General features: G+C 37.7%; 12 protein-coding genes and 4 pseudogenes. 8 read left to right on the top strand and 8 right to left on the bottom strand.

The window, feature by feature from the left end; genetic code table 11:
- Positions 1–91 (top strand): annotated as a pseudogene (locus tag FTU64_RS01605) (IS5/IS1182 family transposase); the annotation flags it as partial.
- A 34-nt stretch (positions 92–125) separates the two neighbouring features.
- A pseudogene (locus FTU64_RS01600) lies at positions 126–431 on the top strand (transposase); the annotation flags it as partial.
- A gap of 204 nt (positions 432–635) precedes the next feature.
- Here the strand turns inward: FTU64_RS01600 and FTU64_RS01595 are convergent.
- The 4 genes and pseudogenes from FTU64_RS01595 to FTU64_RS01580 all read right to left on the bottom strand — a co-directional run.
- Complete coding sequence (locus FTU64_RS01595; protein ID WP_078193454.1) at positions 636–848, bottom strand: hypothetical protein; 213 nt, start codon at positions 846–848, stop codon at positions 636–638.
- Positions 849–851: 3 nt separating this feature from the next.
- Entirely contained in the window at positions 852–1,067 is a 216-nt protein-coding gene (locus FTU64_RS01590; protein ID WP_067766972.1) for a cold-shock protein, read from the bottom strand.
- Between the two features lie 125 nt (positions 1,068–1,192).
- A complete protein-coding gene (locus FTU64_RS01585; protein ID WP_067766975.1) occupies positions 1,193–1,414 on the bottom strand; it encodes a transposase in 222 nt (73 codons plus the stop codon).
- A 503-nt stretch (positions 1,415–1,917) separates the two neighbouring features.
- Positions 1,918–2,160, bottom strand: a pseudogene (locus FTU64_RS01580) (IS982 family transposase); the annotation flags it as partial.
- Positions 2,161–2,392: 232 nt separating this feature from the next.
- Between FTU64_RS01580 and FTU64_RS01575 the strand changes: the two are divergent.
- Positions 2,393–3,615, top strand: a pseudogene (locus FTU64_RS01575) (IS256 family transposase).
- Positions 3,616–3,776: 161 nt separating this feature from the next.
- On the opposite strand, the gene FTU64_RS01570 reads toward FTU64_RS01575, so the two are convergent.
- Positions 3,777–4,007 carry a hypothetical protein gene (locus tag FTU64_RS01570; protein WP_078190858.1) on the bottom strand — a complete coding sequence of 77 codons (231 nt, stop codon included), beginning with the start codon at positions 4,005–4,007 and terminating at the stop codon, positions 3,777–3,779.
- Positions 4,008–4,243: 236 nt separating this feature from the next.
- On the opposite strand from FTU64_RS01570, the gene FTU64_RS01565 reads away from it, so the two are divergent.
- Both FTU64_RS01565 and FTU64_RS01560 read left to right on the top strand, forming a co-directional pair.
- Positions 4,244–4,720, top strand: a complete 477-nt coding sequence (locus tag FTU64_RS01565) for a CinA family protein (protein ID WP_180041411.1) — start codon at positions 4,244–4,246, stop codon at positions 4,718–4,720.
- Between the two features lie 78 nt (positions 4,721–4,798).
- Complete coding sequence (locus FTU64_RS01560) at positions 4,799–5,416, top strand: aminotransferase (RefSeq protein ID WP_180041410.1); 618 nt, start codon at positions 4,799–4,801, stop codon at positions 5,414–5,416.
- A 65-nt stretch (positions 5,417–5,481) separates the two neighbouring features.
- On the opposite strand, the gene prpC is transcribed toward FTU64_RS01560, so the two are convergent.
- Positions 5,482–6,618, bottom strand: a complete 1,137-nt coding sequence (gene prpC, locus FTU64_RS01555; RefSeq protein WP_180007804.1) for a 2-methylcitrate synthase — start codon at positions 6,616–6,618, stop codon at positions 5,482–5,484.
- 3 nt (positions 6,619–6,621) lie between these two features.
- Positions 6,622–7,506, bottom strand: a complete 885-nt coding sequence (gene prpB / locus FTU64_RS01550; protein ID WP_078188636.1) for a methylisocitrate lyase — start codon at positions 7,504–7,506, stop codon at positions 6,622–6,624.
- A 239-nt stretch (positions 7,507–7,745) separates the two neighbouring features.
- Between prpB and FTU64_RS01545 the strand changes: the two genes are divergently transcribed.
- The 3 genes from FTU64_RS01545 (at position 7,746) to FTU64_RS01535 (ending at position 10,000) form a co-directional block, all read left to right on the top strand.
- Positions 7,746–8,399, top strand: coding sequence for a TetR/AcrR family transcriptional regulator (locus tag FTU64_RS01545; RefSeq protein WP_180005562.1), 654 nt, complete (start codon positions 7,746–7,748; stop codon positions 8,397–8,399).
- A gap of 112 nt (positions 8,400–8,511) precedes the next feature.
- Entirely contained in the window at positions 8,512–9,432 is a 921-nt protein-coding gene (gene argF / locus FTU64_RS01540) for an ornithine carbamoyltransferase (RefSeq protein WP_078193464.1), read from the top strand.
- A 91-nt stretch (positions 9,433–9,523) separates the two neighbouring features.
- Positions 9,524–10,000 carry a hypothetical protein gene (locus FTU64_RS01535; protein WP_168379811.1) on the top strand — a complete coding sequence of 159 codons (477 nt, stop codon included), beginning with the start codon at positions 9,524–9,526 and terminating at the stop codon, positions 9,998–10,000.
- Positions 10,001–10,330: 330 nt separating this feature from the next.
- Here FTU64_RS01535 and FTU64_RS01530 read toward each other — a convergent pair whose 3' ends face one another.
- Positions 10,331–10,684 carry a YnfA family protein gene (locus tag FTU64_RS01530; protein ID WP_180059107.1) on the bottom strand — a complete coding sequence of 118 codons (354 nt, stop codon included), beginning with the start codon at positions 10,682–10,684 and terminating at the stop codon, positions 10,331–10,333.
- Positions 10,685–10,728 lie beyond the last annotated feature (44 nt).

Genomic DNA, 10,728 nt, shown 5'->3' with positions numbered 1-10,728 from the left:
TAGAGGAATTGCCACAAGATACGATAAGCTAAAACGTAACTATCAAAGCGCTGTTGCTTTAGCTTGTATATTTATATGGTTGCCTCTTTAGCTCAATTTATCGGCTGTAAATGTCAACACACCCTAATACAGACCAAGGCAGTCAGTTTACCAGTGATGCATTTATTGATGTATTGAAATCAAATGGCATTCAAATCAGTATGGATGGTAAAGGTCGATGGGTTGATAATGTGATGGTTGAACGATTATGGCGGAGCGTTAAATATGAAGAGGTGTATCTCAAAGCCTACAGCAATGTTTTGGATGCGAAGAAGCAATTAAACGCATATTTTGAATTTTATAATTTGAAACGACCTCATTCGAGTCTGGACAAAATGACTCCAGATGAGTTTTACTATGACCAGCTACCACAACAAAATAAGGTAGCTTAACTAGAGCAGAGTATCACTTATAAATAAGCTTTTAGTTGTTCAAACATGTGGGACCACCTCTTTTTCACTGGCTTTAGGTAAAGGCCTGGTGTGTGGTTTCTTTTTGGGACGTATCTTTTTGGTTAGCGCTTTATATACATCAGGCTCCATATTTCACCCAATAAAAAACCTCCCGGAGGAGGTTAATTTAAATGCATGTAAAAATTAAAATAACTTAAATATTTTTCCAGTTTTATCACTGTAGAAATGCATATCAAAGCTAGGCTTAATTATTTCATCATCTATATTTAGATAACGGACGCAATCCCCAAAACTATTTGGCTCATCAGATGACTTTTCGCACATAGCTTCTAGTGTATAGACAGCGCCATGTTGATCAACCACATCTAACATTACTTTGTTTAATAAAGTTTCCATGTATTAGCCATCAATCCCAACGATTTCACTCGCTTGGAAACCACGTTGACCTTTTGATACGCTAAATTGTACACGCTGACCTTCAGCAAGTGATTTGAAACCACCTGAAATGATTTGAGAAAAATGAGCAAAAACTTCTTCGCCGTTATCAGCCGCGATGAAACCGAAGCCTTTAGTATCGTTAAACCACTTAACAGTGCCTGTAGTTAAATTTGACATAATAATTTCCTTTAATAATATTTAATATAGAGTTCTTGAAAAAATTAAGAAAATAAATAATTAATTTATAAATAATTTAATTAAAAAATTTTAGCTCTAAGTTGTTCCGGTTTAAGAGTGAGAGTTTAAAAATACAATTTATATAGTTTATTTAGTTCAGTATAAAAAGATTTACCATCAATATTTAAAGTTAGCTTTTGTCCTGACTCTAGGACAACTTGTTTAGCAACTTCAACTAAAGTTTTACCATTCAAATTGCTTTGAATTTTTTTTAACGGAATAATATTCACACGAATTTCATCGCCGTTAGTTGCTGAAGCAGTAGTCCAGCCGTTAGATATGTTCATTTATTGACTCATATAATGAGCTTTTGTAAACAGAATAGTATTAAAAATAAAACCAACTTTAATTTTGGAGATTGTTCACTTAAGAAAAATTTAAACTTATGATATTTACAGTAGCTATGAAATTTAAGAAAGATAAAAAAAATTAAATTAATATCTTAAAAATAGAATTTAAGGAAAACCCACGGATAGCTGCAGGCTTCCCTTGATCGGCATGATGCGAATTCATGCTATGCGTTAACTGTTTGAATTTGATGCTTGAACATCAGAATGGAGGGAATACGCAATTCCGTTAACAACTCAAACACTACCGTTCCGCTTACGGATTCGATCAAACACACTATATCAAATATTTTAATATATACCTAATGTTATCTCAATTTTATTTATATTTCATAACTTATAAATTAACTTTTTTGTTAGCTAGGCATATTCGGGGCATTAGGATTACAACACTTCATACTAATTTCTAAGTCTAGTTTCGCCTGTGCTTTGTCTGTCATATGGTAACATGGTAAGCTTTTAAACAAATGTCTTTTATCTTCTTTTAACCATGTGAAAAAGGCTTTGAAATTGCTGAAATAAGAACATTAATACCAAATGGCAATAAAGCAGATTTCTGAGATCGTCAGATGAGCACGTCTGATTCTTAAAGAATGGCTATTTTGTTTGAGAAAGTTCCAATAAGTTGCTTCAAATTTAAGAAAGAAATCATCAATTACGCAGAATAATTCGGTACTATTGAACATTAGGACTAGAGTTGTGAGTTTTGTGTGGTAACTCAACTGATGGCTCTAGTCTTCTTATTGTCAAGTTTATTTCTTATCCGCGATTCGGGTTAAATAATATCTGGGGGATTAAATAGCTGTTAGTCGAATAGCGAAGACGACACGATCAAGTGGTCTAAAAGAGACTGTAATTTAAATTGTGTAATTGCCTGAATTTGCTACCTTCATATTCACAACGGAGTCAGGCAATATGATGAACGAACAAAAACTAAAAGACCTTGCAGCAGAATTTGCTAAAGGAATCAAAACAGAAGACGATCTAAACCAATTCACCCGATTGTTGACTAAACTCACTGTTGAAACGGCTCTCAATGCCGGACTTACCGAACATCTCGGACATGAAAAAAATGCCCGTAAATCTGGCTCAAATTCACGCAATGGTTATTCTAGTAAGACTGTACTTAGCGATGATGGGGAGATTGAGATCACCACACCAGGTGATCGTTATGGTACTTTCGAACCTCAGTTGATTAAGAAAATCAGACCCGTATCACGCAAATGGATAACCAGATTCTATCCCTTTATGCCAAAGGTATGACCACCCGTGAAATCGTTGCTACCTTCAAGGAAATGTACGATGCCGATGTATCTCCAACGCTCATTTCCAAGGTGACTGATGCCGTCAATGAGCAGGTTGCTGAATGGCAAAACCGTCCGCTGGATGCAATCTACCCCATCGTTTATATGGACTGTATTGTAGTTAAAGTCCGTCATAATGGCAGTGTCATCAACAAGGCTGTATTCCTTGCCTTAGGCATTAATCTTGATGGACACAAAGAACTGCTCAGCATGTGGATGGCTGAGAATGAAGTTGCCAAGTTCTGACTAAATGTTCTGACTGAGCTGAAAAACCGAGGGTTGCAGGATATTCTGATCGCCTGCCTTGCGAAGCAGCGCTTCTCAGGACTAAAAGGCTTTCCTGATGCCATTAACAGCGTATACCCGCAAACCCACATCCAGCTGTGCATTATCCACATGCTACGCAACAGCTTGAAATACGTGTCATGGAAAGATTACAAGGTGGTCACTCAGGATTTAAAAGCCGTTTATCAATCACCCACTGAAGAGGCAGCCTTGATGGCCCTAGATCAATTTGCCCAAACATGGGATGACAAGTACCCACAGATCAGCAAAAGCTGGCGTACGCATTGGGAGAATCTGAATACCTTCTTTGCTTATCCAGCCGAGATACGCAAAGCCATCTACACTACCAACGCAATCGAGTCATTAAACAGCGTAATACGCCAAGCGATCAAAAAACGTAAAGTCTTTCCAACGGATGATTCTGTACGTAAAGTGATTTACCTGGCCATTGATGCAGCATCTAAAAAGTGGAATATGCCGATTCGCGACTGGCGTTTAGCCATGAGCCGCTTTATTATTGAATTCGGTGACCGCTTAAGCAATCACCTTTAAATTGATGAAAAGCAATTACACAAAATTATTTACATGCTCCATTAAAAATACATATCTCCTTTAAATCTAGATTTATATATAAATTTGAGTCTGTCAAATACAAAAAAAACAGCTCCCAACTCAATGAGAACTGTATTTTTAATACTACAAATTGATCGAAATTAAACGGCAAGTACTTTCACAATAATGGTTTGCATGTCTTCATTTTCTTCCGCCAAATAAACACGCTTTAACTCTTTGCTTTTCACTTTGAATTGATGATTTTGATACTGAATTACAGCCGGAATTTGATCAAAATACAGGCTATCTGCGTCTAATTCTTCTTGAAAAAGTGGCGTGCCCAATTGATAGTCTAGGCTTTTTAATACTACATATTTAACAGTCGTTTTCATTGAAATAAACCTACTTTTGTTACGCTCTTTATTTTAAGTTTTAACATCGTTTTCCTTCCGAAGAAACCTTTATTTCATATTTTCGTACAGCTTCTAAACAATCACGCTATTTTCGTGAATTCCACAACACACACAGTACCAACTTAGACTTTTAGTGAAATTACAGGCGAGCGAAATCAATGCTAAAATTTTAAGAATACTAATGATCATTCACCATTCTACTTTGGGGTAAGCACATGCTTAAACTGTGTTGCGATGCTTTAGAACAAAAATCCATGACTATCGCGTTTATCGAGAGTGCGAGCTCTGGTTATTTATGTAGCCAATTTTCAATTTATAAGAATAGTGGTGCAGATATCTTGTTAGGTGGTCTTGTCAGCTATGATCCATCGATCAAGCGTGAAATTTTAAAAGTAGATCCTCTACTAATAGAAAAATTTACGGCCGAATCCGCAGAAGTGACTCAAGCGATGGCTGAGCAAGGACAACAACTATTTTTTCATGCGGACTTCGTGGTGGCCTGCACCGGATTACTCAAACCCGGTGGCAGTGCAACCGTAGAAAAACCCGAAGGAACATTTTATATTTCAATCTTACATGATGGTCGTATCTATAATTATCATTATTTTATTTTGGGTACGGCTTTAGAACGCCTAGATCAGTTAACTGAAAATGTTGCTCACAGTGTATTAGACATCTTAAATGCAGAATAAAACATACATAATCTTCATATTTAAATATCATTTTGCATCGCATACTGTATTGAGGAATTTACTTATCAGGACAAGAAAATGCAGCTACGTCATTTCAATGCATTCGCAATTAGCACCCTACTGTCCTGCTCTGCTTTCGCGACGGTAGGCGGCCCTCAAAACATTGAGGTTTTAGGTTTTGATAAAAAAGACCAAAAAATCTATTTAATGCGTCATTTTGAAGATGGTCGTGGTCGTTTACCACAATTATATTATTATCAATTAAATAGCCAAAAACCGACGCAATTAATTACAGTGAAGTCTTTGTATATTAATCCAAAGACAAAACGGATTGATTACGATCAAGACAGCACCCAGTTTGATAAAGAAATCGCGAAAATAAAAAAACGTTTAGTCAAATTAACACCAGTAAATAACAATAATGCTCGAATACAGTTATTAACAACCATGAATGGCACTGCTAAATCATGGTATGACCCCACTGAAACCATTGATAAATGGACCTATCAATATCGTGTTAAAAATTCGCAGTATAAAAGCGCTGTACAAAAGGCTGAGACCTATAAAGAAGGTTTAAAAATCTCTAAAACTTATCGTGTAGTGCAAAAGCCTTTTTATTTAGTAACTGTTAAATATCTAGGGATTCCATTTGAAACAGGATATAGCGTTGAAGATCCAGTTTTATTAACCAAATAGATTGTTAAATTAAATAACAAATAATAAAAAAGCCTCAAAAGAGGCTTTTTTATTTAACTTTAAAATTATGCCGCAGAACGCTCTGCAATTGGCACAACTTTACGTAATTCCGGACCTGTATAGTCCGCACTTGGGCGAATAATACGATTGTCCGCACGCTGCTCCATTACATGTGCAGCCCAGCCTGTTACACGTGACATTACAAAAATTGGCGTAAACAATTTCGTTGCAATATCCATGAAGTGATAAGCAGATGCATGGAAGAAATCTGCATTACAGAACAGTTTCTTCTCACGCCACATCACTTCTTCACAGCGTACTGATACTGGATAAAGTACCGTATCGCCAACGTCTTTCGCTAGGCGTTCAGACCAGATTTTGATGATGCCGTTACGTGGGTCATTGTCTTTATAGATCGCATGACCAAAGCCCATGATCTTTTCTTTACGCTCAAGTTTGCCGAGCATTTCACGTTCAGCTTCTTCTGGAGACGTCCAGTTTTCAATCATTTCCATCGCAGCTTCGTTCGCACCGCCATGTAATGGGCCACGTAGTGAACCAATTGCACCTGTGATGCATGAATGCATATCTGACAATGTTGATGCACATACACGCGCTGTGAATGTAGATGCGTTAAACTCATGCTCTGCATACAAAATCAGTGATACGTTCATCACTTGCTCGTGCAATTCATTTGGTTTTTCGCCACGCAGTAAATGTAGGAATTGAGCGCCGATTGAATCATCATCGGTGTTTTCTTCTACACGTACACCATCATGGCTGAAACGGTACCAGTAGCAAATGATCGCAGGTAGCGTTGCCAAAATACGGTCTGCAACATCTTGTTGTTGTTCAAACGATTGTTCAGTTTCAAGGTTGCCTAACATTGAAACGCCTGTACGCATCACATCCATTGGATGTGAGTCCGCAGGAATACGTTCTAATACTTCTTTCAACGCTTGTGGCAATTGACGCAATGATTTGAGTTTAGCTTTGTATGCTGCTAATTGTTCTGTTGTTGGCAATTCACCAAAGAAAATCAGGTACGCAACTTCTTCAAACTGACAGTTTTCTGCCAAGTCTTGAACGTCATAACCACGATAGGTTAAGCCCGCACCGCTTTTGCCTACAGTTGAAAGTGCAGTTTTACCCGCTACTTGTCCGCGCAGTCCTGCGCCCGTGAGTACTTTTCCTTCAGCCATTTTTTATTTTCCTTCAGTGAACAATTTATCTAAGGTATTTTCAAAAGTGTGATAATCGAGGAATTGATAGAGTTCTTTTCGTTGTTGCATTTTATCCAGTACATTGACTTGTGTACCGTCATTGCGGATTGCATGCATCACTTCGAGTGCCGCTTTTTGCATTGCACGTGTCGGAGACAATGGATAAAGCACCATTGAAATGCCTTGCTCGCCTAATTCTTCTTTGGTGTAGTAAGGGGTATCACCAAACTCTGTGATATTTGCCAATACTGGTACACCCACAGCATCGCAGACTGTTTTGTACATGGTGATGTCTGTCATTGCTTCAGCAAAGATCGCATCTGCTCCTGCTTCTACACATGCACATGCGCGGTCGATCACTGCCTGCAAACCTTCTTTTTGTAATGCATCTGTACGTGCCATCACCACAAAATTTGAATCGGTTTTTGCATCGACTGCCGCTTTAATACGGTCAACCATTTCTTGTTGTGACACAATTTCTTTGTTTGGACGGTGACCACAACGTTTTTGTGCCACTTGGTCTTCGATATGCACCGCTGCTGCACCCGCAGCAATCATTTGTTTCACAGTACGAGCAATGTTAAATGCACCGCCCCAACCTGTATCGATATCGACAAGTAATGGCGTGTCTACACGTTCGGTAATACGACGAACATCTTCCAAAACATTGTCTAAACTGGTCATGCCTAAGTCAGGTAAACCATATGAATAGTTCGCAACACCTGCACCAGATAAATATATCGCTTTATAGCCGACTTCTTTCGCCATCATAGCTGCATAGGCATTTACGGTACCAATGATTTGTAACGGCTTTTCTACTTCTAATGCTTGTCTAAATCTTAAGCCTGCAGACGTTTGTTGTGTCATATTCCTTTCCACGGCATTTACTTTAATTTTCGAAGTTTGAGTATATCCATATTTTTTTCCAACTCTATGGCTTTGTAGAATATTAACTCTAAAACTTTAGTCAAATATTTCACTTATCACCTATCTGTTGTTATTCTTTAGTCAAAGATCTCTAATTTATAAGCAAAGCAGAAAAGTACTAATTTTTTTGCTATAATTATCGTCAAATCAGCTCTTTTTTTGTTAAAAATTATCACTTTATGCAAGATTTAATACACATTGAACCTCTAACGCATGACCAGCCACAAACGCGGCGCGGACATGAACGATGTGTTGCGCTTTTAGAAAGTGCTACGGAGCTTTTTTTAAAACGTGGTTTTGATGCAGTTTCATTAGATGACATCGTGAATCATGCAGGTGGTTCAAAAGCGTCAATCTATAAATATTTTGGTAATAAAGACGGATTATTTAAGGCCATTTGTGACTATCGTCGCTGCTTATTTTTCAAAGATATTTGCCTACCATTTACGGTGAGCCCTGACACCGATATTCGTGCTTATCTCATCAATACTTTAAGTGACTTTCATCAGCATATCGTGATGCCTGAAAATGCGGCATTTATGCGGTTAGTCTTAGAACAAACAGGACGTAATCCTGAAATAGCACGTTATATTCATGAGCAAGGCCCAAAACAAATTCAGAACACCGTTGCGGAAATTTTATATCAAGCACATCAACACGGTTTGCTGTATTGTGAAAACCCGCTGTTTTCGGCTCAATTTTATTTTGGAATTTTGCGAAATTTAGAATGGCGCGTTCTCATGGGCATCAGCATTGACGAAAATGATCAAGAAACCATCAATTACATCAGTTATTGCGTCGATCGTTTCCTAGACGGTCACCAAAAGCGCTAGATTTTTTGCAATTTACCTCTCTTATAGTATATTAATCGATTCCTTTTTCTCTAACCAACCAACAACTAATTGTTGTTTTGTTCTTTGATTCAGCAATTATTGTGGAGTAACAATGGCTCTACGTCACTTTCTAACTTTACGCGATTTATCGACTTTAGAACTTAACCAAATTGTACAGCGCGGTATCGAACTCAAGCGCAAACAGCATAACAATGAAGTTTTCCAACCTTTCGTTGGTAAAGTCATGGGCATGATTTTTGAGAAATCGAGCACCCGTACACGTGTATCGTTTGAAGCAGGAATGAGCCAATTTGGTGGTAGTGCAATTTTCCTTTCATCTCGCGACTCTCAATTAGGTCGTGGCGAGCCAGTAGAAGATTCTGCACGCGTGATTTCAAGCATGCTTGATATTGTGATGATTCGTACTTTTGGTCATGACATTGTTGAACGTTTTGCTTCTTATTCAAAAGTTCCTGTCATCAATGCATTAACAGATGATCACCACCCTTGCCAATTACTTGCCGATGTTCAAACATTCGTTGAACACCGTGGTTCTATTGAAGGTAAAACGGTTGCTTGGATTGGTGATGGCAACAATATGTGTAACTCATATATTGAAGCTGCTCATATGTGGGGCTTTAAATTAAAAATCGCTGCACCTAAGGGCTATGAACCTAAAGCTGAATTTTTATCTGAATTTGCACACTGTGTTGAACTTGTTGATTCTGCAGAAGATGCTGCAGTTAATGCAGATTTAATCGTGACAGATGTTTGGGCAAGTATGGGCCAAGAAGAAGAACAAAAAATTCGTGAAAAAGCGTTTGCAGATTATCAAGTGAATGAACGCCTGATGGATCTTGCTCACGCTGACTGCTTATTTATGCACTGCTTGCCTGCGCATCGTGGCGAAGAAATTTCTGAAAATATGCTTGACCACAAAAATGCAGTGGTTTGGGATGAAGCTGAAAATCGCTTACATGCACAAAAAGCACTTGTTGAATTTTTAATTAACGAAAATCTTAAAAAAGACTAAGGTTTTACTTAGATAAATGAAGCACCTTCGGGTGCTTTTTTTGTTTTTGCATGCTTTAATAAAACCATAACTTTTATAAGTGATTTAAAATATGCACATTCAAAACAGCTTTTTAATTTTAGTCTCTTTGGGCCTAAGCACCGTTACATTTGCAGCATCTCCAACTGAGTTAGATCAATACCTCGTAAAAAAAGGAATTTTGGATGCTGCATACCAAATCAAAAATAAACCTGCATTAGATGAAATACTTTCTGCCATAAGTGACGAGGACTCTCGTACTCTTCCTTTTCAAGTTGACCAAAATATGTTGATGGAAAAAATGGAAGTTTCAGCAGATAAAATAGAAATCGAAGGAATTATCACCACACCTGACTTTACACAATTTGCAGAATCGGTGGGTCAACAGCAAGTCAAACAACTGATCAAAAAAAATTCTTTACAAAATTGTGAATTACTATTTGAGCATCAATTTCAACGTGTAAATCCATATGTATTAGAGATGGATTTATCTTCACCTCAACAGAAATACGAAATAAAAATCCACAACGCTGAATGCAAATTTAAATAAACATCTGATGTTACGCACGCCAAAGTAATTTCGTATTTTAAAATGATTTTTAAGTTCATTCGACGGAGTCTTACATCTAGGGTTTGAATGAATGGATTGGCCTTCGGCTGGAGGTACTTTTGTTTCGACAAAAGTACCCAAAACCATTGCCATCCGCAAAACTCGTTCACTAGCACCTACTTATTCAAGGTATCGCAAAAACATTTTTGATTAAAAGTAGTCCTGTCTCAAACAATTGCGGATGACCTTTCCGCGTATTGTTCTTTTTATTTGAATCAGATTGCGCTTCTGATTTCTTACAGTTCTTGGTTTAACTTCTGCAATGTTTACTTAACGAATTAAACCTTGAGGCTGTAATGCAATCACAGCTGCACCCACCAATACAATGATGCCACCTAGCATATCCCATCGCGTTAGAGTTACGTGATCGACAAAACGCAACCACAGCAATGCAGAGAAAATGTAGATTCCACCATAGGCTGCATAGATACGACCCGAAGCTGCTGGATGCAACGTCAATAACCAAACAAATGCAGCCAATGCAAGGGCTGTAGGAATCCATAACCACTGCGATTTTTGCTGATTTATAATCAAATATGGGAAGTAACAGCCTAAAATTTCCATCAATGCTGTTAGTGCAAATAAACCGAAAGTGGTCAGCACTTTTGTTAATGATACGTCCATCATTGAGAAATCCAAATCTAGCGTTGAATAAATATAAAAAACCC

Source organism: Acinetobacter sp. YH12128 (assembly GCF_013418655.1).
Classification (GTDB): Bacteria; Pseudomonadota; Gammaproteobacteria; order Pseudomonadales; family Moraxellaceae; genus Acinetobacter; species Acinetobacter amyesii.
Note: the sequence above shows the minus strand (reverse complement) of the source record. Positions and strands in the feature narration are given on the sequence as shown.

Excerpts from the sequence above, each read along its gene's own strand:
- argF (WP_078193464.1), top strand. The coding sequence starts at position 8,512 with ATGGCTCTACGTCACTTTCTAACTTTACGCGATTTATCGACTTTAGAA.
- FTU64_RS01595 (WP_078193454.1), bottom strand. The coding sequence starts at position 848 with ATGGAAACTTTATTAAACAAAGTAATGTTAGATGTGGTTGATCAACAT.
- FTU64_RS01585 (WP_067766975.1), bottom strand. The coding sequence starts at position 1,414 with ATGAACATATCTAACGGCTGGACTACTGCTTCAGCAACTAACGGCGAT.
- FTU64_RS01590 (WP_067766972.1), bottom strand. The coding sequence starts at position 1,067 with ATGTCAAATTTAACTACAGGCACTGTTAAGTGGTTTAACGATACTAAA.
- prpC (WP_180007804.1), bottom strand. The coding sequence starts at position 6,618 with ATGGCTGAAGGAAAAGTACTCACGGGCGCAGGACTGCGCGGACAAGTA.
- prpB (WP_078188636.1), bottom strand. The coding sequence starts at position 7,506 with ATGACACAACAAACGTCTGCAGGCTTAAGATTTAGACAAGCATTAGAA.
- FTU64_RS01565 (WP_180041411.1), top strand. The coding sequence starts at position 4,244 with ATGCTTAAACTGTGTTGCGATGCTTTAGAACAAAAATCCATGACTATC.
- FTU64_RS01535 (WP_168379811.1), top strand. The coding sequence starts at position 9,524 with ATGCACATTCAAAACAGCTTTTTAATTTTAGTCTCTTTGGGCCTAAGC.
- FTU64_RS01570 (WP_078190858.1), bottom strand. The coding sequence starts at position 4,007 with ATGAAAACGACTGTTAAATATGTAGTATTAAAAAGCCTAGACTATCAA.
- FTU64_RS01560 (WP_180041410.1), top strand. The coding sequence starts at position 4,799 with ATGCAGCTACGTCATTTCAATGCATTCGCAATTAGCACCCTACTGTCC.
- FTU64_RS01530 (WP_180059107.1), bottom strand. The coding sequence starts at position 10,684 with ATGGACGTATCATTAACAAAAGTGCTGACCACTTTCGGTTTATTTGCA.
- FTU64_RS01545 (WP_180005562.1), top strand. The coding sequence starts at position 7,746 with ATGCAAGATTTAATACACATTGAACCTCTAACGCATGACCAGCCACAA.